Source organism: Devosia sp. (assembly GCF_014860165.1).
GTDB lineage: Bacteria > Pseudomonadota > Alphaproteobacteria > Rhizobiales > Devosiaceae > Devosia.
The window spans coordinates 1-24,455 of sequence record NZ_JACZKG010000039.1 but is presented as its reverse complement, the minus strand read 5'-3'; the positions used below and the strand labels follow the sequence as shown (position 1 = coordinate 24,455).

At 64.3% G+C, this 24,455-nt stretch carries 22 protein-coding genes; 14 read left to right on the top strand and 8 right to left on the bottom strand.

Annotated features, from left to right (window positions below; all coding sequences use genetic code 11):
* Positions 1-34: 34 nt before the first annotated feature.
* The 3 genes from IH615_RS08925 to IH615_RS08915 form a co-directional block, all read right to left on the bottom strand.
* Positions 35-1,258, bottom strand: a complete 1,224-nt coding sequence (locus tag IH615_RS08925) for a sugar ABC transporter substrate-binding protein (protein WP_291361488.1) — start codon at positions 1,256-1,258, stop codon at positions 35-37.
* 111 nt (positions 1,259-1,369) lie between these two features.
* Entirely contained in the window at positions 1,370-2,308 is a 939-nt protein-coding gene (locus IH615_RS08920; protein ID WP_291361487.1) for a sugar phosphate isomerase/epimerase, read from the bottom strand.
* 10 nt (positions 2,309-2,318) lie between these two features.
* Entirely contained in the window at positions 2,319-3,353 is a 1,035-nt protein-coding gene (locus IH615_RS08915) for a Gfo/Idh/MocA family oxidoreductase (RefSeq protein WP_291361486.1), read from the bottom strand.
* Positions 3,354-3,588: 235 nt separating this feature from the next.
* Here IH615_RS08915 and IH615_RS08910 point away from each other — a divergent pair, with 235 nt between their 5' ends.
* Positions 3,589-4,632 (top strand): LacI family DNA-binding transcriptional regulator, encoded by a 1,044-nt coding sequence (locus IH615_RS08910; RefSeq protein WP_291361484.1) that lies wholly within the window; start codon positions 3,589-3,591, stop codon positions 4,630-4,632.
* 99 nt (positions 4,633-4,731) lie between these two features.
* Complete coding sequence (locus IH615_RS08905; protein WP_291361482.1) at positions 4,732-6,456, top strand: patatin-like phospholipase family protein; 1,725 nt, start codon at positions 4,732-4,734, stop codon at positions 6,454-6,456.
* Between the two features lie 2 nt (positions 6,457-6,458).
* Here the strand turns inward: IH615_RS08905 and IH615_RS08900 are convergent, their stop codons facing one another.
* The 4 genes from IH615_RS08900 to IH615_RS08885 all read right to left on the bottom strand — a co-directional run bounded on the left by IH615_RS08900 (position 6,459) and on the right by IH615_RS08885 (position 10,679).
* The gene (locus IH615_RS08900; protein ID WP_291361481.1) at positions 6,459-7,238 is read right to left on the bottom strand and encodes an SDR family NAD(P)-dependent oxidoreductase; all 780 of its coding nucleotides are present in this window, start codon (positions 7,236-7,238) and stop codon (positions 6,459-6,461) included.
* A gap of 178 nt (positions 7,239-7,416) precedes the next feature.
* A complete protein-coding gene (locus IH615_RS08895; RefSeq protein WP_291361480.1) occupies positions 7,417-8,850 on the bottom strand; it encodes a M81 family metallopeptidase in 1,434 nt (477 codons plus the stop codon).
* Complete coding sequence (locus tag IH615_RS08890) at positions 8,850-10,037, bottom strand: MFS transporter (protein WP_291361479.1); 1,188 nt, start codon at positions 10,035-10,037, stop codon at positions 8,850-8,852. Before IH615_RS08890 ends, IH615_RS08895 begins: the two co-directional genes overlap by 1 nt.
* Positions 10,038-10,193: 156 nt before the next feature.
* Positions 10,194-10,679: a hypothetical protein gene (locus tag IH615_RS08885; protein WP_291361478.1), complete on the bottom strand. Its 486-nt coding sequence runs from the start codon at positions 10,677-10,679 to the stop codon at positions 10,194-10,196.
* Between the two features lie 374 nt (positions 10,680-11,053).
* Between IH615_RS08885 and IH615_RS08880 the strand changes: the two genes are divergently transcribed.
* From IH615_RS08880 to IH615_RS08845, 8 genes are all read left to right on the top strand, one after another.
* Positions 11,054-12,208 carry a Gfo/Idh/MocA family oxidoreductase gene (locus IH615_RS08880; RefSeq protein WP_291361476.1) on the top strand — a complete coding sequence of 385 codons (1,155 nt, stop codon included), beginning with the start codon at positions 11,054-11,056 and terminating at the stop codon, positions 12,206-12,208.
* Positions 12,209-12,219: 11 nt separating this feature from the next.
* Positions 12,220-13,104: a sugar ABC transporter permease gene (locus IH615_RS08875; RefSeq protein ID WP_291361474.1), complete on the top strand. Its 885-nt coding sequence runs from the start codon at positions 12,220-12,222 to the stop codon at positions 13,102-13,104.
* 101 nt (positions 13,105-13,205) lie between these two features.
* Complete coding sequence (locus IH615_RS08870) at positions 13,206-14,048, top strand: carbohydrate ABC transporter permease (protein WP_291361538.1); 843 nt, start codon at positions 13,206-13,208, stop codon at positions 14,046-14,048.
* A 119-nt stretch (positions 14,049-14,167) separates the two neighbouring features.
* Entirely contained in the window at positions 14,168-15,382 is a 1,215-nt protein-coding gene (locus tag IH615_RS08865; protein ID WP_291361472.1) for a sugar ABC transporter substrate-binding protein, read from the top strand.
* Between the two features lie 91 nt (positions 15,383-15,473).
* Complete coding sequence (ugpC, locus tag IH615_RS08860) at positions 15,474-16,550, top strand: sn-glycerol-3-phosphate ABC transporter ATP-binding protein UgpC (RefSeq protein WP_291361471.1); 1,077 nt, start codon at positions 15,474-15,476, stop codon at positions 16,548-16,550.
* Between the two features lie 27 nt (positions 16,551-16,577).
* Positions 16,578-17,444 (top strand): MurR/RpiR family transcriptional regulator, encoded by an 867-nt coding sequence (locus IH615_RS08855; protein WP_291361470.1) that lies wholly within the window; start codon positions 16,578-16,580, stop codon positions 17,442-17,444.
* 138 nt (positions 17,445-17,582) lie between these two features.
* The gene (locus IH615_RS08850; RefSeq protein WP_291361469.1) at positions 17,583-19,595 is read left to right on the top strand and encodes a beta-N-acetylhexosaminidase; all 2,013 of its coding nucleotides are present in this window, start codon (positions 17,583-17,585) and stop codon (positions 19,593-19,595) included.
* 78 nt (positions 19,596-19,673) lie between these two features.
* Complete coding sequence (locus tag IH615_RS08845) at positions 19,674-19,910, top strand: hypothetical protein (RefSeq protein ID WP_291361468.1); 237 nt, start codon at positions 19,674-19,676, stop codon at positions 19,908-19,910.
* Here the strand turns inward: IH615_RS08845 and IH615_RS08840 are convergent.
* Complete coding sequence (locus IH615_RS08840) at positions 19,907-21,373, bottom strand: M81 family metallopeptidase (RefSeq protein ID WP_291361466.1); 1,467 nt, start codon at positions 21,371-21,373, stop codon at positions 19,907-19,909. The two genes, IH615_RS08845 and IH615_RS08840, sit on opposite strands and share 4 nt — an antisense overlap.
* 211 nt (positions 21,374-21,584) lie before the next feature.
* Between IH615_RS08840 and IH615_RS08835 the strand changes: the two genes are divergently transcribed.
* Genes IH615_RS08835 through IH615_RS08820 form a run of 4 tightly spaced genes read left to right on the top strand, consistent with a single transcriptional unit; the run spans position 21,585 to position 24,397 of the window.
* Complete coding sequence (locus IH615_RS08835) at positions 21,585-21,971, top strand: RidA family protein (RefSeq protein WP_291361465.1); 387 nt, start codon at positions 21,585-21,587, stop codon at positions 21,969-21,971.
* A complete protein-coding gene (locus IH615_RS08830) occupies positions 21,968-22,741 on the top strand; it encodes an SDR family oxidoreductase (protein ID WP_291361464.1) in 774 nt (257 codons plus the stop codon). The genes IH615_RS08835 and IH615_RS08830 overlap by 4 nt, the downstream gene beginning before the upstream one ends.
* On the top strand, positions 22,738-23,799 hold the full coding sequence (locus IH615_RS08825; RefSeq protein ID WP_291361462.1) for a D-TA family PLP-dependent enzyme: 1,062 nt from the start codon (positions 22,738-22,740) through the stop codon (positions 23,797-23,799). The genes IH615_RS08830 and IH615_RS08825 overlap by 4 nt, the downstream gene beginning before the upstream one ends.
* 43 nt (positions 23,800-23,842) lie before the next feature.
* Positions 23,843-24,397, top strand: coding sequence for a DNA-3-methyladenine glycosylase (locus IH615_RS08820; RefSeq protein WP_291361461.1), 555 nt, complete (start codon positions 23,843-23,845; stop codon positions 24,395-24,397).
* Positions 24,398-24,455: the final 58 nt, after the last annotated feature.

Here is a 24,455-nt window from a genome sequence, read left to right as displayed (position 1 = left end):
GATTGCTCCGACCGGCCCAGTCAGGGAGGAAGTATTAGCCCACAATGCCCGTGATGGTAGCCTGGGCTGCATCGAGCGCATCCTTGGGCGACATCTGGCCGGTCAGTGCTGCCTGGAAGGCATCATAGATCGCTTTGGAGATCTTCTGCCATTCAGGATGCGGACCACGCGGCTGGGCGTATTGCAGCTGTTCCTGGAACACCTTGAGCGCCGCGTCGGTGCGGGCATCGCCGGTTGCCGGCAGCGGAATGTCGCTGCGCGCCGGAATGTTGGAGAATTCCGGGAACAGGCGATCGCTCTGCGATGCGAAATACTCGATGACCTTGAACGCTTCGTCCGGGTGCTGCGAGTTGGCAAAGATGCCCAGGTTGAAGTCGCCCATGGCCGAAGAGCGCGGGCCGCCTTCGGTTTCGGTGGGCAGCAGGGCAACGCCCCAGTCGAACTTGGCATCGGCAGCCATGCGGCCCAGTTCCCACGGGCCGGAAATGGCCATGGCGGCGTTGCCGGCGTTGAACGTGCCGGTCGAGTCCCACTGGCCCTGGCTCAGCACGTCCTGGCTGGCAAGCTTCTCGTCGATCAGGGTTTTCCAGATCTCGAGAGCCTTGACGGCGCCGGGCGTGTTGACTTCCTTGAACGACCCGCCGCCCATCTGCACCCATGGCAGGAACTGGAACGTGCCTTCTTCACCGGCACGCGCCGAGAAGGTGATGCCATAGACATTGTTGGCGGGGTCGTTGAGCTTGCGGGCGTCTTCAAGCAGTTCGTCCCAGGTCGTGGGGGGCTCGGTGATGCCGGCCTTGGCGAACAGGTCCTTGTTGTAGAACAGCGCGATGGTGTTGGTCGCCTTGGGCAGGCCATACAGCTTGCCGTCCCACATCGCCGAAGCCAGCGGGCCTTCATAGTAGACGCTGGTGTCGATCACGTCGGAGTTTGCGACGCGGTCGGTAATGTCGAGCATCGCGCCGCGTGACGAGAACAGCGCGAAATCCGGGTTGTCGAGCGAGATGATGTCAGGCGCCTGGCCCGTGGCGAAGGCCTTGAGAGCCTCGTTCACCAGGTCGTCGAATGCCAGCAGCCTGCTCTCGATAACGACCTCGCTCTGGGAGGCATTGAAGTCCTCCGCGAGCTTCGTGTAGAGCCCGTTATCGCCGTCGATCGACCACATCTTGACGGTGACCTGGGCGGCGGCGGGCAGTGTGAACATCGAAACGCTGGAAAGTGCCAGCGTTGCGAGGAAGGCAAGTCTCTGTAGTCTCATTTTGGTTTCCTCCCAACAGTGCGGACCATCCGCAAACCATCGACCTGCCCTCCCGGCGGGCCGTGGAATTCAATTCATTCGTGCCGCGGGCCTGTGGCCCGCGGAGCTGCCTCAGTTGCGTGCCAGCGACGGATCGCCACCCGCATAGAGTGAGTTGTGATCGACATAGTCGCCGCCACGGGCGCGCTTGAGATAGTTGAGGGCGTGGACCTGGCCCGTCATCTCGAGGTCGTCGCGATAGACCGGGTCATGCCAGCCTTCGATGTCGATGGAGCCGGTATAGCCGGCCAGCCGCAGTTCGGAGATCACGTCGGTCCAGTTGCTGTCGCCGAATCCCGGCGTGCGCATGAACACGAACTTCTCCTTGCCGAAGACGCCATGCTCCTTGATCACGTCCCAGCGGATGGTCGCGTCCTTGCCATGCACATGGAAGAACTTGTGCGCCCATTTGCGAATTTGGGGCATCGGATCAATGAGATAGACCATCTGGTGGCAGGGCTCCCATTCGAGCCCGATATTGTCGTCCGGCGTCTCGTTGAACATCAGCTCCCAGGCGTCGGGATTATGCGCAATGTTCCAGTCGCCGGTCGCCCAGTTACCGTCCATGGCGCAGTTCTCGAACGCGATCTTGACGCCTTTGTCCGCTGCGCGCTTGGCCAGATCGCTCCACACCTCTTTGTACCGCGGCAGGCTGTCGGTCAGCGGCTTGTTGCGGATGCGGCCGGTAAAGCCGGCCACGCAGGTCGCGCCGAAATGGTGGGCATTGTCGATGCAGTCCTTCCAGCCCTGCAGGGTCTGACGGTCCATCTCCTGGTCTTCCAGCGGATTGCCGAACATGCCCAGCGTCGAGATGGTGATGTCGCGATTGCCGATGGCGTCGAGCGAGCGCTTGCCCAGTTCCGCCAGGTCCTGCCCATTGGTCGTCTGCCAGAAGAACGGCTCGAAACTCTCAAAGCCCAGATCGGCGATGGCGGCAATGTTCTCGGCCGCCTGGCCTGATGTCGCCTGGATCATGGTGCCGATGCGGATGGCTTTGGCGGGGTTACTCATGGGCAAATTCCTAGATTGCAATAAGGACGCGCTGGCGGGTCTTGGCGCTTTCGATCGCCGCGAACACCATGGCCAGGCTTTTGATATTGTCGTTGCTTGCCGTCTCGGGCGGCCTTCCCTCCTCGATGGCATCGAGGAATTCGGCGAGTACGCTGGCATGGCCATGCGTCTGGTCGATATCGGCCGGGTCAGGTACCTCGATGGCCTGCAACTCGCGGAAGAAACCGGTATCGCCAGCCACCGCCTTGGCTTCGAATGCATCCGTGCCGTCCCAGAGCAGCGTGCCCTTGGTGCCCACGATCCGCCAGGCAGCTTCCCAGCTCGTATTGGCCCCTTCGGCGCACCAGGAGCCGCGATAGTTGAACACCACGCCGTCATCGAATTCGAATATTGCATTGGCCGCCGCGCCATGCGCGTACCAGGAGCCGCGTGGATTGGTTTCGAGGCAATAGACTGCCTTGGGCGATACCCCGGCCATGAACCGCGCCGCATCCAGCGTATGGATCGCCATGTCGAGCAGCAGCACATTTTCCATTTCTTCGCGGAAGCCGCCGAAATGGGCGCCGATGAAGAAGTCGCAATGCAGCGCCGTGACGTCGCCCAGCGCACCGCTTTCGATCAGCCGGCGAATGCGCCTCACCCCGGCAATGAAGCGCCGGTTCTGCACCACCGCATGCACGCGGCCGGCGGCCGCTGCCTGGGCGACCAAAGCGCGCCCGGCTTCGAGGGTAGCCGCCATCGGCTTTTCGCTCAGCACGTGGCAACCATGGCGCAGCCCGGTCTCGACCACGCCTTGGCGCGCCGCCGGGATCACCACATCAAACAGCAGGTCGGGCTTGGTGGCGGCCAGCACGGCATCGAGATCGGAGCCGATGATGGCATTGGCAAGTCCGAATTCGGCCGCACGTGCCGCCGCCGTTGGCTGGTGCAGGTCGACCAGCCCGACAATCTCTATCCTGCCCTTGAGCAGCGGATGTTCGGCCACCGCCGACAACCACCCCTTGGACATGGCTCCGCAGCCCGCAAGAACGGCCCTGAATACCAAAGCGAAAACCTCCCTGGACCTGGCGAAAACGTCCCATCTGCGTGGGAAACCGTTTGCGCATGTCCCGTAAACGTTTACGATGCTATGTGTGGTAAGGGTCGGGTGTCAATAGGCTTGCTGGTGCGTTCTGCGCTTGTGGAGAACGCCGACCGGGGACGCTTGCATTAGCGCTAATCGCCGTCCATGAAGCTGGCAAAATCGCCGGCCTGGCGGGTGAAGGGGGGATTGCACGAACATGAAGGGCATCAGGCAGCTCGCCAAAAAGCTCGACATCTCGATCGGCACCGTGTCCCGCGCCCTCAATGGCAAGCCCGACGTCAACGAGCAGACCAGGCAACGCGTGCTCGACGCGGCGGCGGCAATGGGCTACGTCCCCAACCAGGCTGGCCGCGCCCTGCGCAAGGGCACCACCGGTGTCGTCGGCTTCATGATGCAATCGGGCAGCCAGATCACCGGCGAGGGCGACGTCTTCTTCATGAGCGTCTTCGACGGCGTGCAGATTGTCTGCGCCCGCCACAAGCTCGATCTCGTGGTGCTGCTCTGCTCATCGGAAGACGATCCCGACGCTTATCTGCAGCGTGTCGTCGACCGTGGCTTTGTCGATGGGCTGATCATCTCGGCGACCAAGCGGCACGATCACCGCATCGATTTCCTGTCGCAGCGCGGTGTTCCCTTCATCGCGCTGGGCCGCAGCCTCACCGATGTCGGTCATCCCTGGCTCGACCTGGATTTCGAGGGCATGGCCGAGACGGGCGTCGATCGTCTCGTGGCCAAGGGCCATCGCCGCATCGGCATCTTCGCACCTATGGACGACACCAATCTGGGCTACATCTTCATCGATCACTACCGGGCGGCGCTGGAGCGCCACGGCATTGCCTTCGATCCCGACCTGATCTTCCGCGCCCATCCCAACGATCGCGGCGGCCACCAGATTGGCGAGCGCATCGCCGCCATGCCACCAGAAACCCGCCCAACGGCCTTCATCCTCACCAACGAAATGATGACCGTCGGCCTCTATCGCGGGCTCGCCGATTCCGGCCTTCACCCGGGCAAGGACTTTGCCGTCATGGGTCGCGACAGCCCCCAGGCGCATTACCTGACGCCAAAGCTCACCTGCTTCCGCCTGTCGCTGCGCGACCTCGGCATCACGCTGGCCGAATCCCTTCTGGCCACCATGCCCGAATTTGCCGCCGACTATCCGCTGGGCGTGGTGCGCAAGGTCCTGCCGCTCGAACTGATCGAAGGCGACAGCGACTGTCCGGCGCCGCCGAGCGCCTGACGCGCAGCAAGGGTTAACCCCTATCCGTTGACGGCTCGCCTCGCCGGCGCATAGGGGGCTATGCTGGTCGCGTCCCGCCGAACGCGATTGGAGCCGCCCATGCCCTTGGCCAGCTATCAAGCCAGCGACTTCGCCGATCCCGCCAAAGACTGCGACATCATCATGAAGGGTGGGGTGACCTCGGGCCTGGTCTACCCCTATGCCATCCTCGAAATGGCCCGGGTCTACCGCTTCCGCTCCATCGGCGGCACCTCGGCCGGCGCCATCGCCGCCGCCTTTGCCGCCGCGGCCGAATATGCCCGCAGCACCCGCAACGACCCCGATGGCTTCCTGCGCATGCAAGCCCATTGCGAGCAACTACCGGCCCTGCTGGCCGGCCTGTTCCAGCCGGCGCCACAGTTCAGGACGCTCATGGCGTTCCTGCTGCGCGCCCAAGCCGATAGCGGCAAGCTCGCCACCGCCGGTGCCGTCATGGCCCTGTTCTGGCCCATTCTCTCGGCCGGTATCGCCATTGGCGCCGCGCTTGCGGTCCTGGCGCAGGGCGGGGCGGTCGCGGCGATCCTGGGGGGCGCCATCGGCGCTGTCGCGGCCCTGATCCTCTTCCTGCGTGGCACGGCCACCGCGCTCGCCCGCCACAATTTCGGCCTCTGCACCGGCCTCACCCAGCCCGGCGCCTCCCAGCAAGGGCTCACCGACTGGATGCATGCCGCCATCCAGGACATCGCCTTCGGCCCGGCTGGCCGTCCCGAGCCGCTGACCTTCGGCGACCTCGAAAGCCTCAGCCCTGATGGCAAGCCGATCGAACTGCGCATGATGACCACCAATCTCTCCATGCGCCGCCCCCACACCCTGCCCAATCTCCGCATGCGCGCCTTCCTCGACCTCGATGCCTGGCGCGCAATGTTCCCCGCCGCCATCATCGATCACCTCGCCAAGGTCACCACCGTCCCCAAGCATCACGAAACCCTGCGCGACTTCCCTGCCGCGCCCGACCTGCCTGTCGTCGTGGCTGCCCGCATGAGCCTGAGCTTCCCGCTGCTGTTCTGTGCCGTCCCGATGTGGACAAGGGATATCGCCAGCTCCGTCCTCGCCCGCCATACCGGCGGCGACGGCACGGTCCGGCTGCGCCGGCTCTGGTTCATCGATGGCGGGGTCAGCAGCAATTTCCCCATCCACATGTTCGATGCCCTGCTGCCCTCGCGGCCCACCTTCGCCCTCAGCCTCGATGCCCTGCCGCCCGGCGGCCTGGCATCAGGCAACCGCGTCAAGTTCTCGACCTCGGCTGGCGACGGCGTCAACTTGCCGGTGCATGAGGTCGATGGCCTGTTCGCCTTTGCCGGCAGCATTCTCGATGCCGCCAAGGACTGGCAGGATAATATGCTGTCCGGCATGCCCGGGCAGCGCGAGCGCATCGCCCGGGTCATGCTCTCGGCCTCCGAAGGCGGCCTCAATCTCACCATGCCGCCCGCCAGGTCGGCAGCACTGATGCGCTATGGCCGCGAAGTGGGCCTGGGCTTTGCCAATGGCGCCCTCGACTTCGACGAACATCGCTGGCGCCGCGCCCTTGTCGCCTACGAACAGTTGGAGCGCACCGTCCATGCCACCGCGCAGACCTGGTCGGCCAGCGGCTTCGGCGCCTGGCTCAAGGGCTACATGGCGGTCAGCAAGAGCTATGGTCGCGTGGGCAAGGCGGACCGCGCCAGGATAAGGGCGCGTCTCAATGGCTTTGCCGGCCTCGCGCGCCTCTTCTCCCCGCCTATGGTCGGCAAGGAGCGCAAGCTGCCCCGCCCGCCGGGTCGCCTCAAGATCGGCCCCGATCTCTAGCCTTAGCGCAGCAGCGACTGCCCGCCATCGACATAGACCGGCACGCCCGTCACATGCCGCGCCGCGTCCGAGGCCAGAAAGGCGATGACATCGGCGACATCCCGGCTCTCGCCCGGCTCGCCGCCGGTGATCGGAATGTCGCCCTCCGGCCATTCGACCGGGATCTCGGCCAGCTGAGTGTTCCGCTTGTCGGTATTGTCGTCGATCTCGGTATCGATGGCCCCCGGACATACCGCATTGACCCGGATCCTGTGCTTGCCCAGTTCGAGCGCCAATTGCTGCGCCATGGCCACCTGCGCCGCCTTGGTCGCGGCATAGGCCGTGGCGCCCGCCGAGGTGAACGTGCGATTGCCGTTGATCGAGCTGACGATGATCACCGAGCCGCCGCGCTCCTTCAGGTGCGGCACCGCCAGATGCAGCGTCATATAGGTCCCGCGCAGGTTGACCGTCATGGTCTGGTCCCACTCGTCCGGGGTCAGGTCGTCGATCGGCGCCCACATGCCGTTGATGCCAGCATTGGCCACCACGATGTCGAGCCGCTTGAACTGCTTGATCGTGGCATCGATGACCCTGGCCATCTCGGCTTCGTCAGCAATGTCGGCGTCGATGGCTATCGCCTTGCCGCCCGCCTTGATGATCTCGTCGCGGGTCTCCTCGATCTCGTCCACCGTCCGGCTGATCACCACCATCGACGCGCCTCCAGCGCCCAGCCGCAGGGCGGTCGCCTTGCCGATCCCCGATCCGGCGCCGGTCACCAGCGCCACCTTGCCTGCAAATTCCATTATGCTCTCCGATGCTTGCCTGGAGGCGGAACGCATCGGAAAGCGATTCGGTTACGCCCGGCACCCGTCCACCGCGCGCGGCTCAGCGCCTCCCTCCCCTTGGGGGGGAGGGAATGAGGGTGGGGGTCTCTGTGTGAACCACCGGCGCCCCACTCGACCAGGCAGCCTCCCGTGGCCGCTATCCCGCCCGGCTGCTCCACAGCACCTGCGGTGTGAACGCAAAATCCTTATCGAACGGATATTGCGGCACGCTCTTGTGCTTGCGCTCCAGCCGCTCGACGAACTGGTCCACCACCCCCGGCGACAGCGCCATCAGGCTCGGATTGGCGATCGGTCCGAGATCGGGCGACAGGTAGCCTGATTTGACTACGACAATCCTGGCCGCCCGCGGATCGAGCCCCAGCCGGGTGAAATCAGCGATATTGTGGAACGGTCGGCGCCGCGCCGTCAGCACCAGCTCTATCCCGCCGATCCGCACCACCGCCTCGCGCAACCGGGGCTCATCGGTTTCGAGCAGGAACACCACCTCTGCTTCGGCATAGACCGGCTTGCTGGACGTATCGAGCGTCGCCCCGATGCTGAGGTCGATCGATCGACCCACCCCGGCGGCATAGGCAGCGTCGGTCGCCGCCTTGTCGGCAATGCCGGCAAACACCACGCCCTGCGCATCCCGCGCAATCAGTTCCGCCAGCACTTCGGCGCGGTCGCCCACCCCGCCGCCAGTTGGATTGTCGCCAGATTCGGCCAATACGGCAGGGCCGCTCCCGGCCGTCATCGCCCAGTTGACGCATTCCTCGATCGAGCCGGTCCTGGTGCCGAAGACGAAGCCTTCGCGGATATTCCAGTAATCCTGCGCCAGGTGCCGTGCCGCTTCAGCCATGGCGGCCCGGTCGGTGCCGGTAATGACGGCGCAGGCGGTGGCGCGCGGCTCGTCCGCCCAGACATAGCCGACCTGGAACGAGGCGTCCCAGATGCCGGTGGGGTCCTCGACCTCGCTCAATTGCGTGTAGAAGCTGCGCGCGGGCTCGTCCTGTGTACTGGTTCGCTCGCCCGGCAGCAGCACCGGCACGGGCGCCCAGGCCACTGCCGGCCGCTGCCCGCTCCGCAAGGCCCGCACCAGCATTGTCACGGCCCGGCGCATCGTATCGGCCACATCGATATGGGGCGCGGTGCGATAGGTTGAAAAGATATCGAGGCTGTCGATGATCTTCTGGCTCACATTGCCATGCAGGTCATAGCTCGCGGCGATCAGCACCTCCGGCCCGACGACATCGCGCACCGCGCTGATGAAGTCCCCCTCGGCGTCGAACATGCCCTCGACAAACATGGCGCCATGCATGGCAAGATAGACCCCGTCCAGCGGCAACGCCGCCTTGATGCCATCGAGGATTTCCGCCTTCCAGCGGTCATAGCTGCGGCGCTCCACCGGTCCCCCGGCAATGGCCCGGGCATGCAGGATCGTGATGAACTCGGCCTGGAAATGCGTCAGGAAATCGAAATAGCCGTCCTTGAGCATGGCGGGGCCGCGCAATACGCGGAAATCGGCCTCGCGCGCCAATACGGGATTATAGGTGCTGCATTCGGTATGCAGGCCGGCAACGGCGATGCGCATCAGAGAACTCCGGGTATTTCTGCTTCGGGGTTGGCGCCGGGTCTGGCGCTCCTCGTCCGGAGCCGGCCGGTGAGCAGCAGGCTCACCAGCAGTACCGGCACGAGGCACGCAATGCCCAGCCGCATATTGAATTGCTCGGCCACCAGGCCAATGACCGGCGGGCCGACGAGAAAGCCCAGCAGGGCGACAAAGCTCAGCACCGCCACATTGGCCGATGCCGAGCGGTCGGTGAGCCCCGCCGCCGCCGTCACCGCGAGCGGGAAGCCGACTGAAACGCCCAGCCCGATTATGGCAAAACCCAACAGCGCGATCGGGGTCGTGGGGGCCAGGAACAGCATGGCCGCTCCGATCATCGCCAGCGTGCCACAGATGCGCGCCGTATTGACCGCGCCGAAGCGCTTCTTGAGCGTATCGCCGCCAAAGCGTCCCGCCGCCACCATCATGGCGAACACCGAATAGCCGAGGCCCACCATGCCCGCTTCCGCGCCGAGCACGTCGCGCAGAAAGATGGCCGACCAGTCGGCCATGGCGCCCTCGGTCATGGTGATGCCGAAGACGAAGGCGCAGATGCCCAATAGCGCCCAGCTCGGCAACGCCCAGGCCGAGCGCTGGTCTTCGCTCGCTGGCGCCTCGGCCGAAAGGACGGGCAGGGCGGTTGATGCCACAAGCGCTACCGGCAGCACGACGACCGCCACCAACGGAATCGCCCATTGTGCCTCAATGCCGAGCCCTGCCAGGCCAGAGCCGATCAGGCTCCCTACCATGATGCCGACCGACCAGAAGCCGTGCGACGTGGTCATGATGTCAGAGCCGGTCGCCTTCTCCACCGCGTCCGCCTGGACGTTCAGCCCCAGCTCGACGAAAGAGATGGTCGACCCGGCCAGCGCAAGTGCCACGAACAGCATGGCCGGGTCAGTCGCAAGGGCCGGCAGGCTGACGGCGAGCGAATAGAGCACGAAGCCGGCGAGGATCGCCATGCGCGGCCCGATCCTGCCCACCAGCGGACCCGCAAAAGGCAGCGTCAGCAGCGTGCCGCAAGGCAGCCCCAGCAGGGCCAGGGCCAATCCCGCCGGCCCCAGGCCAAGCGCCTGCTGCACATCGGGAATGCGCGGCAGCCACGACCCGAAGGCAACAGGCTGCAGGAAGAACACCAGCATGGTTAGGCGCTGCGGGGAGGGGAGGGGCATTCTTCTGCAACTTTGCCGCTGAGGGTATTCAAGCCACCGGGTCTTTCCGGCGCAGGCCGGAATCCAGGTCCGGACATCGCCCGGAACACCGGCGCCGGTGGAAGCATGCGGTCATGAATCCCGGCCTGCGCCGGGATGACACGCGCGCGGGGTAAATCAGGTGGCTGCGCCCATCGGATAGGGCAGGTACCCCGCAAATCCGGTCAGCTTCCACACGCCCTCCACCTTGCGGCAGAAATACAGCGTCTGCCAGTTCAGGACGTCCTTGCTGCCGTCGCTGAGCCTGATCTCGCCGTCAAACTTCTTGTGTGCGATGGCGATGTCGCCATTGATTTCGATCTCGGTAAGGCTGGTCGCACGATGGATGCCTTCGAGCACGTCCTCGGCATAGTCGAGCTTCTGGCTTTCCTGGGCCTGGCGGATCCAGTCGTCCCGATAGGCCTCCAGCGTCGGAAAGCTGATGCGCCAGTCATCGGGATTACCGGACTTCTTGCCGTTGATGCCCAGGAACCCCTCCTTGATGAAGTCGCCATCCACTTGTGCCCAGTCGGCGGCGACAAAAGCGGCGATGTCGCGCTCTACCAGCATGGTCCAGATGGCGCTTCGATCCGGATCGTTGGGGAAAGGGTTCATACTGCTCATGAATGCTCTCGCGGGTTCTTCTGGCGCTGAAAATCGCGCGCCATTGCTGCAAAGCAATTGTGTTCCAAATTTTCATTGACGCCACAAGGGTGAAACGACCGAATGGAGCCCAGATGAATACCAATTCGGACATGCTGCCCGTTTCCGTCGGGCTTGTCCACACCCGAACATCCACGATACTCCACAAAAACGCCCAGAAATTCGGCAAAATGCTGCCTCATTGAGCAAATCGACCGGGTGGCTTAAATTGGTATTGAAAGTGTGACGGATTCATGTTGACATCAGTTTCGAAACGATCCTAGTCTTGAAAATCGTTTACAGAATACCACACCAATCCGGCAGAGATTGGCGGACGAACAACAGGGTAAGGCAGCATGCGAGTAGGCATTATCGGCCTCGGATATCGTTTGGGCTACCTGGCGCGGATTTTCTCCGCCGCCCGGCCTGACTTTACCATTGTGGGTTATGTCGATCCGGCGCCCGCCGGGCTTCCCTATACGGCCGAGCATGGCGTCTCGGTCGGCAAGCAGTATGACTCGCTCGAGGCTTTGCTCGACAATGAGGATCTCGACCTGCTGATGGTCGGCTCCCCCAATCACCTGCATCTGGGCCATATCCGCATCGGCCTCGAGCGCGGCAAGAAGATCTTCACCGAAAAGCCTGTCGTCACCACGGTTGAAGACACCATGGAACTGGCCGGGCTCATTGGCCAGTACGGCTCGGACAATGTCATGGTCGGCCTCGTGCTGCGCTATGCGCCGCTCTATGTCGACCTGCGCAAGGCCCAGGCCGATGGCGTGCTGGGCGATATCACCTCCATCGAGGCGTCCGAGCATATTCCGCCCTATCACGGCGCCTTCTTCATGCGCGACTGGCGCCGCTACGAGAAATATGCCGGCAGCTTCATGCTCGAAAAATGCTGCCACGACCTCGATCTCTATAATGGCGTCATGGGTTGCCGGCCCCAATATGTCTCGAGCTTTGGTGGCCGCCGCAGCTTCACTCCGGCCAATGCTCCAGCCAGTGCCGGCGTCAACGACATGGAAATCTATCACCGCAAGCCCAGCGGCTGGCAGGGCAGCGAAAAGGTGTTCGACAGCGATGGCGACATCATCGATTTCCAGACCGCCATCGTGCAATACGAGAATGGCGCGGCACTCACCTTCCATACCAACCTCAACGTCCCCGACGATTTCCGGCGTTTCGCCGTGATGGGCGCCAAGGGCATGGCCGAGGGTGATTTCATCCGCAATTTCCTGCGCGTCACTGACTCGCGCACATCAGACCGGCTGGTCGACACCACCTACAAGATGAGCGAGCTCAGCCAGCACTATGGTGCCGATGAGCAGATGGCCGAGGATATCCTCAAGCACATGCTCGAGGGCGTCCCGCTGCCGGTATCGGTGACCGACGCACTCGAGGCGGGGCTGCTGGCCCTGTCCATGGACCAGGCGATGCGAACCCGCTCCGTCATCGACATGACCCCGATCTGGCAGCAATTCGATGCTGCTCTCGGGCGAGCGAACTGAGGAGATCAGAGATGACCGGCACCCGTAGCGCTTCGATCTTCGCTTTCGCCCTGCTGGCTCCGGCTCTGATCTATATCATCGCCATTGTCGCTTATCCGCTGGTCGACACCATCAATCTCAGCTTCACCAATGCCGCGCTCCGCCCGGCTTATGACTGGGTCGGCTGGGCCAATTACCAGAAGATATTCGGGGCCAATTTCGGCGAGGTCATCGTCCGTACCTTCGTCTGGACCTTCTTCTCGGTCTCGATAAAGATGATCATCGGCACCTGCGGCGCCGTGCTGCTCAATGCCGCCGTGCCCGGCCGGGCTCTGTTCCGCATCCTCACCATGCCGCCCTGGGTCGTGCCCATGGCCATCGGCATCTTCATGTGGGGCTGGATGTATAACGGCCAGTTCGGCATGATTTCCGGCCTCCTGCAGAATTTCGGCATCGTCGACGGGCCGGTCGCCTGGCTCGCCTATGGCAACACCGCCTTCTGGGCCACCATCGTCACCGACGTGTGGATCGGCGTGCCGCTGGTCACCATCTATCTCCTGGCCGCCATGCAATCGATCCCCCGCGACCTCTACGAGGCCGCCTGGACCGATGGCGCCGGCCGCTTCTACCGCTTCCGCCGCATCACCCTGCCCATGATCATCCCGGCCATGGTCACCATGAGCCTGCTCTCGCTGATTGCGACCTTCAATTCGTTCGACATCATCTGGATCCTGACGCGCGGCGGTCCATCCGGCTCCACCACGACAATGATCATCGACACCTACAAGACCGCCATCGGCTCCTACAAATATGGCGAAGGCGCTGCCCGCGCAGTGATGATCTGCATCTTCCTGTCGCTCTTCTGCCTCGCCTACTTCCGCGTCGTCGGCAAGATCAACACCGGAGAACGCGCATGACCAGCGAACCGATGACCGCGGCGCAGAAGGTTGCGCACCCCGCCGATGACGCCGCCGTGGCTCCCATCGCCAAGGCCAAGCCGGTCAAGGCCGTCCGCGCCATGATCGACCGCTACACCTGGTACGAATACGCGGCCATCTATGCCGGCATCGCCCTGTTCCTGTTCTTCGTGCTGGCGCCCTTCATCGAAGGCTTCATGGTCTCGCTCAAGCCACTGTCGCGTCTGTTCTCCTCGCCCTACAGCTTCTGGCCCAAGGAAGGCTCGCTCACCGCCTATTTCACCATGTGGGAATCGGTGCCCGGCTTCTGGCGCTACATCGTCAATTCGCTCTTCATCTCCACCACCGCCACCGTCATCGTGCTGATCATGGTGGTGCCCGCCGCCTATGCCTTCGCCCGCTTCCCGTTCCCCGGGCGTGGCGCATTGCTGGGGGCGTTCCTCGCGGTCAACATGTTCTCGGGCGCCGTGCTGCTCATCCCGCTTTTCCGACTGATGCGCCAGATGGGCCTGCTCAACACCTACTGGGCCATGATCGTGCCCGGCGCGGCCTTCCTCATCCCCTCGGCCATCTGGCTGCTGCGCACCTACATGATGCGCATCCCCCGCGAGCTCGACGAAGCCGCCTGGGTCGATGGCGCCAGCCGCCTCTACACCCTGCGCCGCGTCATCCTGCCGATTGCCATGCCTGGCATCGCGGTCGTGGCCATCACCACATTCATCGGAGCCTATGCGCAGCAGTTCATCTTTGCGCTGACCTTCAACTCCAAAACCGAGTTCATGCCTCTTGCGATCGGCCTGTTCGCCTATTTCGGCCGCCAGGAAGTGGTGTGGAACGAGCTCATGGCCGCCAGTTTCGTCGGCATCGCGCCAGTGCTCATTCTGATCGTCTTTCTACAACGATATCTCGTCGCGGGCCTCACGGCCGGCGCCGTGAAAACTTAGGCCGCGGCCGGAAAGCAGGGACTTAGGTTTCCGGGCAACAACGCGGCCCAAGGTGCCTGCCCCTCGGGGCGAATAAGCAACTCGCCCCTCGGGGCAGTAAGCAAGGGAAGGTAACAACAATGACGAAATCCAAGATTCTGGGTGGTGCGATCGTCGCGCTGCTTGCTTCGACGGCCTATGCCGCCGCGCAGGACCAGGTGATCTCCTTCGTGGAATGCGGCGATACGCCCAGCCCCGTCCACGTCGCCACCATCGAGGCCTGGGAAGCCGCCAATCCCGGTTTCGACGTTCAGGTCGAAGTCGTGGGCTGGGGCCAGTGCCAGGACAAGGTGACCACGCTTGCCGTCGCCGGCACCCCCGTGGGTCTGGCCTATATCGGTTCGCGCGCCCTCAAGCAGCTCGCCTCCAACGATCTCATCGTCGATATGCCGATGACCGATGAGGAAAAGGCCGCCTACTACCCCTATGTCGCCGATACTGTAACCTTCGACGGCACCCAGTGGGGCCGCCCGGTCGCGTTCTCGACCAAGGCCCTCTACTGGAACAAGGACCTGTTCGCCGCAGCCGGTCTCGATCCTGAAGCGCCCCCGACCACCTGGGCCGAAGAAATCGCTGCCGCCAAGGCCATCGAGGAAAAGACCGATGCCGACGGCTTCGGCGTTGTCGCCAAGACCTTCGACAACACCATGCACCAGTTCCTCCATTGGGTTTACACCAATGACGGCCTGGTCATCGACGCCGACAACAACATCGTGCTCGATAGCCCGCAGAACCTGGAAGCCATCACGGCCCTGCGCGATATCACCGCCTATGCCGAAGAAGGCCCGACCGCCTACGAGCAGAACGAAGTGCGCGCCATCTTCCTCGATGGCAAGCTCGGCATGATCCATGCCGCTTCGGGCACGCTGGGCCTGCTGGCCGACTCGCCGTTCAAGTGGGGCGTCGCCGCGCTGCCGGTCGGCCCCTCGGCCAAGGGTCCGGGCACGCTGCTGATCACCGACTCGATGGCAGTGTTCAAGGGCACCGGCTACGAGGACAAGGCGATGGACCTCGCCAAGTTCCTCACCAACCCGGAAAACCAGTCGGCCTATGAAGCCGAGCAGGGTCTGACCCCGCTCCGTCCGGGCCCGGCCGTCGACGCCATCGTCGCCGCCGATCCGAACTGGAAGCCCTTCTTCGACGGTATCGCCTTTGGTGGTCCCGAGCCGCTGCTGACCGATTATCTCGGCCTGCAGAACGTCATGATCGAGCTGGTCCAGTCCGTCGTGACCGGCGCTGCCGAGCCCGCTGCCGCCCTCACCAAGGCCGCTGCCGATCTCGAGCAGTACAAGTAAGTCGCCGCCGCCCCGTCAGGGGCGGTCGACATCCTCCCGCCGCCGCCGTCCCTCCGGGGATGGCGGCGGCTCCCCCGATCGGAGTCCAGCAATGTCCCAGCTCAGCCTCAAGCGCGTGGAAAAGTCCTTCAACGAAGCCCACATCATCAAGGGCATCGACCTTGAGGTCTCCGAAGGCGAGTTCGTGGTCTTCGTCGGTCCCTCCGGCTGCGGCAAGTCCACCTTGCTGCGCATGATTGCCGGCCTTGAAGAGGTCACCTCGGGCGAAATCGTCATCGGTGGTCGCACCGTCAATGACCTGCCGCCCGTGCAGCGCGGCATTGCCATGGTCTTCCAGAGCTACGCGCTCTATCCGCATATGACCGTTTACGAGAATATTGCCTTCCCGCTGCGCGTCGAGCGCCTGCCCCAGGCCGAGGTCGACAGGCGTGTCAGCGCCGCCGCCCGCGTGCTCCAGCTCGAAACCCGCCTGCAGCAGCGCCCCGGCACGCTCAGCGGTGGCCAGCGCCAGCGCGTCGCCATCGGCCGCGCCATCGTGCGCGAGCCGCAGATTTTCCTCTTCGACGAGCCGCTGTCCAACCTCGACGCCGCGCTCCGCTCCGAGATGCGCATCGAACTGATGGAACTCCACAAGCGCCTGGGCTCCACCATGATCTACGTCACCCACGATCAGGTCGAAGCCATGACCATGGCCGACAAGATCGTCGTGCTTGATGCTGGCACCATTTCACAGGTGGGGTCGCCGCTTGAGCTCTACCACAAGCCCGACAACCTGTTCGTTGCCGGCTTCATCGGCTCGCCCAAGATGAACTTCATCAACGGTACGGTGACCGCGGCCGATGGCACCACCGCTACTGTCGATCTGGGCGCCCTCGGCACGATCAGCTTGCCGCGTCAGTCCCGTTCCGTTGCCGGCCAGAGCGTCATCGTCGGCATCCGTCCCGAACACCTGCGTCTGGGCAAGGGGGATTTTACCCTCACCGTGACGCCAAAGATCGTCGAGCATCTGGGTATTCATACGGTGACCTACGCCGATCTGCCCGGCGGCGAGAACTTCGTCGGCCTGTTCGAGGGCGATCCTGACGTCCCCGAAGGGCGCCCGCTCGAAGTCAGCTTCGCGCAGAACCAGGTTCACCTGTTCGACTCCGCAGGCCTGGCCGTCTACTAACGGCCGGCTGCCGCCGGGGAGGGAACCATGCTGGATATTGTCGGCCTGTTGCAGACCGAAAAGAATGAGTTCACTCGCTCCGAACGCGCGCTGACCGAAATCGTGCTGGCCGATGTCGACAGCGTGCTCAAGATGTCCATCGTCGACCTCGCCGCCCAGGCCGCCGTCTCCCCGCCCACCGTCACCCGCTTCTGCCGGCGCCTCGGCTGCGACAGCTATGCCGATTTCAAGGTTCGGCTGGCCCAGTCGCGCTTCGTCGGCCAGCGCTATTTCGCCCCGGCCGCTGGCCCCTCCAGCGTGCATGAGATCAGCCAGGGGGTCATCAACGGCATCCAGTCCATCATCTACGAAACCTTCGACCACCTCGATTTCGCCGCCGTCGAGCGGGCGGCCGAGAGCATCGTCAAGTCGAGCTTCGTACTGGCCTTCGGCTCCGGCGGCGCCTCCTCGATGATGGCCGGCGAAATCGAGACGCGGCTGTTTCGCCTGGGCCTCAAGGTCGCCTCCACGGATGATCACCAATTGCAGATGATGCGCGCGGCCTCGGCCCCGCCAGGCACGGTCATCATCGCCTTCTCGCTGTCGGGCAACAATGCCCAACTGGCCAAGACGCTGACCGTGGCCGGCGAATATGGTCTGACCCGCATCGTCATCACCCGTTCGGCCTCCATGGTCTCGGCGCAGTCCGATATTCTCCTGCCGGTCAATTGGCACGAAAACACCGATATCCTGCGACCCACGCCCGGCCGCTATGCCTTCCTCGCCACCGTCGACGTGCTCGCCCAGACCGTGGCCACGCGCCTGGGGCCCTCCGCCATCGCCAGCATGCGCCGCATCAAGCACCAGCTCGTCGTCAACAGAGACGGCGACGACGGCCAGCCACTGGGGGACTAGTCCGTCGCATCTTCAGTCAATCTTCCCTCCCCTTGAGGGGAGGGATCGAGGGAGGGGGTCGGTCAGTTCATCACTGCTGGCCCCCACCCCGCCCCTCAAGGGAGAGGGGAGCCAAACATCCGACCAAGAGACATTTCCATGACCATCTCCTTTTCTCTCGTAACCACCTGGACCCCCGCCACCGATGACAGCCCCCTCGGCTACGGCATCGAGCTCACCAATACCGGCGACACACCCGCCAGCAACTTCCAGCTTGGCTTTTCCGGCCCCGCCCGCATCGACCCGCATGCCACGCTCGAAAACGGCAAGCTGCTTAAGCGCCTCTCCAATCACACGCTGATCGCCCCGCCCGATGGCTTCGTGCTGCAGCCGGGCGAAACCTGGAAATCCACCGCGCGCGGCCTGTCCTATGGTCTGCGCCACTGGAGCGATGGCGCCAATTCCGGCTATGTGGTGCTGGCCGATGGCACCATCGTCACGCTCGCCACCAGCCCGACCCAGGCCAAGGGCCACAATTCGCCGCTGCTCAAGGGTGCGGCCAAATTCCCCGTTCCGGCAAAGGCGCCCGTGCCGGTCTCGATCATCCCCTGGCCGAAATCGGTTGCCACCACTGGCACCCGCACCGCCCCTGCTGGACTCGATCTCAAGCCGGAAGGCACCGATGCAGGCCGGGCCGCCGCGGCCTTTGCCGGTCTGGTCGACGATCTCTTTCCCGTCGAGGCCATCGTGCGCCCGGCCTCCGAGGCCGGCATGCCCGTCACCATCCGCTACAAGGATGGCCTCGGGGCCGAGGCCTATGAAGTCCACTTCGCCGAGGACGCCGCCATCGTCGATGCCACCACGCGCCAGGGCATGTTCTATGGCCTCGTCACCCTGGGCCAGATCCTGCGCGGCGCAAAACTCCACCCGCAGACCTTCATCTTCCCCACGGGCGGCACTATCACCGACGAGCCAGGCTTTGGCTATCGCGGCTGCCATCTCGATGTGGCCCGTCAGTTCTATACCGGCGCAGAAGTCAGCCGCCTGATCAAGCTGATGGCCTGGAACAAGCTCAACAAGTTCCATTGGCACTTGTCCGAAGACGAGGCCTGGCGCGTCGAGATCGAGGCCTTCCCCGAACTCACCGAAATCGGCGCCTGGCGCGGCCACGGCAAGGCCCTGCCGCCGCTGCTGGGCTCGGGTCCGCATCCCACCGGCGGCTATTATTCCAAGTCCGTCATCCGCCAGATCGTGGCCTTGGCCGACAGCCTCGCCATTTCGGTAATCCCCGAAATCGACATGCCCGGCCACTTCTACGCCGCGCTCCAGGCTTTGCCCGAACTCCGCGATCCCAACGAGACCGGCGAATACCAGTCGGTGCAGGGCTTCCCCAATAACAGCCTCAACCCGGCCTATGAGCCGGTCTACAAGTTCGTCGAAACCGTCATCGACGAAATGCTCGAACTCTTCCCAGCAGGTGTGTTCCATATCGGCGCCGATGAAGTGCCGCTGGCCGCCTGGTCCGGCTCGCCCCTCGCGCTCGACATGATCGAGAAACTTGCCGGCCCGGAAATGCGCCGGAAGCACGAGGCGCAGTACAACCAGCTCGGCAACCATCACGGCGCCGACGAGATCGAGGGTTCCCCCACCGCGCTGATCCAGGCCGCCTTCATCCGCCGCGTCCACGACTATATCTCGTCCAAGGGCGCCATTACCGGCGGCTGGGAAGAGGCGGCCCATGGCGATGCCGTGGACAAGGACAAGGCCTTCGTCATCGGCTGGCGCAATGTCGAGATCAACGCGGCCTTGGCCGAGCGCGGCTACGACATCGTCGTTTCCCCCGGTCAGCGCTACTATCTCGACATGGCCAACGGCGTCGCCTGGGCCGAGCCCGGCGCCGGCTGGGCCGGCTGGTCCGGCCCGCAGGAAACCTATGAGTTCGAAAGCCGCGCCGGCTTTTCCGAAAAGGCCCTCGGCCACCTGCTGGGCATCCAGGCCTGCATCTGGAGCGAAAGCATGACCGACCGCGCCATCTTCGACCGCCTGGTCTTCCCGCGTCTCTCGGCCATCGCCGAAGCCGGCTGGACCCTGCCCGAGCGCAAAAGCTGGGAGCGGTTCAAGGCGCTCGTGGGCACCATGCCGATCATGTACGGAAATTGGGCCGCCGAGTAGCACCGCGCCTGGTGAACTAAATCGTTGCGCCCTCCGTATCTATCCTGGCGGCCTGTTGCCGCCAGGGGTTCTTTCGACATGCGCAACAGCGTCTACATCGCCGCCATCATGCTATTCGCCACCAGCCAGGCCATGGCCGTTTCGGTCTGGGAACTGTCCCAGTCCTGCGGCGACGATGCCAAGCTCTGGTGCGATGGTGTCGCCTATGGCGAAGCGATGCAGACCTGCATCGACGCCAATTATGAAAAGCTGAGCGAACCCTGCCGGGCCATAGCCGACCGCCTTCGCGCCGGAGAAGAGGTCAGCCTGTTCTAGTCCCGCGCGGTCCACGGGTCCTCGACCATCGGCCAGATGTCCCGCCGCGCCTTGCGGTACTCCGTCTCCGCCGGCCGGTTCGGATAGGGCTTGCCCGCCGAGCAATAGACGATCTCGGACGCGATCCTGGAGAAGCTGTCGTAGAAATGGTTGGTCGACTTGATCAGCAGGATTTTTCGCGACTTGGGATCGATCCCCATCGCCGAGAACAGGCTCGGGTCGAAGCTCTGCGCCCGGGTGGAGTTGAGGATCACGTCGATCCCGCCGAAGGAAATCCACGCCGCGTCGCCAAACGGCGCATAGCTTTCGCCAAACCGCATCTGCGCGTCGCGCACCAGCCGCTTGACCGTCACATGCTGGTCGATCGGGCTGCCCGTCCGGGGCGCCGACTTGGCGCCGAAGCGCAGCGGAATCTCCGCTCCTTCGCCGGCGGCAAAACAGATCTGCACCGCGATCGGGTCCCAGATCGTCCCCACCGCCACGTCGGTCACGCCGCGCGCGATCAGCTCCGCCAGGATCACTGTCGCATCGCCCGCCGTGCCGCCGCCCGGATTGTCCCAGACATCGGCAATCACCACCGGTCCCTCAGGCGCGGCCATGGCCGCATCGACGGCGGTCTTCTCATCCACCTGGGCGACCATGAAGGTGCCCCGCATCGAGAACAGTTCCCGCCCCAGCGTCTCCGCCAGCCTGGCCCCCTGCGCCGCGTCGCCATCGGTCACGGCGATCACCTTGGTGCCCATTTCCGGCACGTCGCCGGCCATGAAGCCGTGAATGACAGACAGCGACAGCAGCCCCGGCTCGGATTTCTCCAGGGCAAACATCCTGTCCACGAAGCCGCGCATCGGCTGCTTGGAGGTCGGGAACACGTCGATCATCCGGCAATCGAACACCGACATGACCGGCCTGATCTCGCCCTTGAGCGCGCGCACCGCGATGGCCCACAGGTCCCGCGCCCGGTCGACGAAGTCCGTATGCGGAAATTCCTTGAACACCACGAAGAAGTTGGCCGCCGCCACACGCCGGGCAGTGAGGTGGCTATGCGGGTCGAGCTCGGCGCAGACCAGCACATCCGGCCCCACAATGTCGCGAACCCGCCCCAGCAAGTCACCCTCAGGGTCGTCATATCCCTGCGCCACCATGGCGCCATGCAGCCCCAGCACCACGCCATCGACGGGCATGGCCGCCTGCAGCTGACCGAGAATCTCGTCGCGCAGTTCCTCATAGGTCGCACGCGCCACCAGCCCCGCCGGATCGGCCCAGCTGGCGCTGCCCTCGATCAGCTCCCAGCCCTCCCGCGCGCAGACCTCGCGACCCACGGTGATTGGCGCTGTGCACAAAGTCGGCGTCGCCGGGTGCTCGCCCGGTCGGGCATAGAGCGAAGCCTCGAAGGCGCGCCTGTCGATCGCGATGGGCGAAAAGGTATTGGTTTCGGTGGCCAGGGCCGCGGTGAAGACGCGCACAGGGAGCTCGCAGGAAAACAACAGGAAAACAGCAAGAAAGATTGCGGCATGCCGACAGCTGCCGCCATTCACGCTAGCATAGGCCGCGGGCAGCAATCACGAAAGAAATTTACATCCTTGCGCACAATTTTCAGCAGAAATTGCCGATTGGCGTCGATATAATCCCGAATTACGAAACTGGCTTTCAGAAACTCACCTAAGGAGCGTCCTCATGCCCATCAAGCGCTACGGAGCAGAAAAGTCCGGTGCCGGCGGCCAGAACCTGCCCTTCGCCCGGTCAGTCGAAGCCGGCGGCTTCCTCTTCGTCTCCGGTCAGGTGGCGATGAAAGACGGGGAAATTCAAGGGGTTGGCATCGTCGAGCAAACCCACCTGACCATCCAGAACCTCATCTCCATCCTCGAGGAAGCCGGCTACGGCCTCGAACACGTCGTCCGCTGCGGCGTCTGGCTCGACGACCCCCGCGATTTCTGGAGCTTCAACGCTGTTTATAAAGGCTATTTCGGCGACAATCCCCCCGCCCGCGCTGCTGTGCAGAGCCATATGATGGTCGACTGCAAGGTCGAGATCGAATGCGTCGCCTATAAGGATCCCGCATGACCTCGCCCTTCCGCCTCGACGGCAAGACCGTGCTGATATCCGGCGCTGGCGGCGGCATCGGCCAGTCGCTGGTCCGAGTATTTCGCGAAGCGGGCGCCAGCGTCATCGGCGCCGATCGCGATGCGCGCATGCTTGATGGTCTTGATCTGGCGGGCCAAGTCCTGTTCGACCAGGCCGACCCCAGGGCCACCCGAGCCGCGATCGTCAGCCATTTGGCAGAGCATGGCACCCCCGACGCCGTCGTCTCCAATGCCGGTTTCACCCGCGCCGAGCATCTCGGCCAGCTCGATGACGACATCTGGGCGTCGGAACTGGCCGTCAATCTCAACGGCGCCTATGCCATGACCGACCCCATCGTGTCAGCCATGGCCGAGCGGGGCAGGGGGAGCCTGGTGTTCATTTCCTCGGTCAACGCGCTGGCCCATTTCGGCAACCCGGCCTATTCGGCCGCCAAGGCGGGCCTCATCGCCTATGCCAAGGCGATTGCCGTTGAGCGCGGCGGGCAGGGCGTGCGCGCCAATGTGATCTGCCCCGGCTCGGTCCGCACGCCGGCCTGGGACCACCGCCTTGCCGCCGACCCGACCTTGCTCGACAATGTGCTGCCCCACTATCCCCTGGGGCGTATGGTACTGCCCCTGGAAGTGGCCAATGCGGCTCTGTTCTATAGTTCCGACGCAGCGTCAGGCATTACCGGCACCGTGCTGCCGGTCGATGCCGGCCTGACCGCGGGCAATCTGCGCTTTGTCGATGAAGTCCTGAGGGGAAAATGACCAGCATTCTGGAACTCGATACTCCCGCCGTATTGATCGACATCGACCGCGTCGAGGCCAACCTCAGGCGGGCGCAGGACTATGCGGATAGCCATGGTCTCAAGCTTCGTCCGCACATCAAGACCCACAAGCTGCCCCGCTTCGCCAAGCGGGCGATGGAACTGGGTGCTGTGGGCATTACCGTGCAGAAGCTGGGCGAGGCCGAGGTCTTCGCCGATGCCGGCATCCGCGAAATCTTCCTGCCCTACAACATCATCGGTGCGGCCAAGCTGGCCCGGCTCAGGGCCCTGCATGATCGCATCCACATCACGGTCACTGCCGACAGCCCCGAGACCGTCGAGGGTCTGTCGCGCACCTTCGCCGGCTCGCCCACGCCGCTGACCGTGCTGGTCGAGTGCGATACCGGCATGGGGCGTTGCGGCGTGCAGACACCGGCCGCCGCGCTGGCCTTGGCCGAAAAGATCACCAATTCGCCGGGCCTCGCCTTTGGCGGGCTGATGACCTATCCGGCCGCCGGGCAGGTGGAGGCCAATTCGGCCTGGCTGGCGGCTGCAAAGATCGCGCTGTCCGCTGGCGGCATGCCGCCCGTCATAATCTCCAACGGCGGCACGCCCGACCTCTGGCGTGCTCACGAAGTCACTGCGGCCACCGAGCACCGCCCCGGCACCTACATCTACATGGACCGCTTCCAGGTCGCCAAAGGCGTCGGTACCTTCGAGGACTGCGCCCTGACCGTGCTGGCTACGGTGGTCAGCCGCCCCACAGAGGATCGGGCCATCATCGACGCCGGTTCCAAGGCCTTGACCAGCGACACGCTGGGCATGACCGGCTTCGGGCTGATCGAGGCCTATCCTGAGGCGGTCATCGTGGGCCTGAGCGAAGAGCATGGCACGATCGACCTCACCCATTGCGCCAACAAACCAAGGATCGGCGACAAGCTGCGCATCATCCCCAACCATGCCTGCGTGGTCAGCAACCTGTTCGACCGGGTGACGCTGATCAGCAAGAACGCGGTGGTCGAGACGGTTAAGGTGGATGCGCGGGGCAGGGTGGATTGAAGGCGGTGCGGTTGGTTTCGCGTCTGCGGAGCAACACGCGCAAATGACCGTGCTCACCCCCACCTTCTTCCACCGTCCCGCCCCCGACGTCGCCCGCGACCTCATCGGCGTGACCCTGCTCGTCGATGGCGTCGGCGGCCCCATGGTGGAAGTGGAGGCCTATGACCAGACCGATCCGGCCTCGCACAGCTTCAAAGGACCGACGCCGCGCAATGCGGCCATGTTCGGCCCGCCGGGGCACGCCTATGTCTACAAGATCTACGGCATCCACTGGTGCCTCAATTTCGTCTGCCAGCCGGGCAGCGCCGTTCTGATCCGCGCGCTCGAACCCTTGCATGGCCTGACGCAGATGCAGGAGCGACGGGGCGGCATGCCGGAGCGCCAACTCTGCTCGGGGCCCGGCAAGCTCTGCCAGGCGCTGGATGTCGGCATCACCCATAACGGCCTGCCACTGGATGCAGCGCCATTCGCATTGGTGCCGCCGGACCAGAGCCACGACATCGCCACCGGCCCGCGCATCGGCATCACCAAGGGCGTCGAGACCCCATGGCGGTTTGTGCGCCGCGGCTCCCCGTTCCTGAGCAAGCCACTGCGGTAAGTCGGCCGTCAAACTCGATGCCTCCGCCTCCCTCCCCCTTGAGGGGAGGGACCGAGGG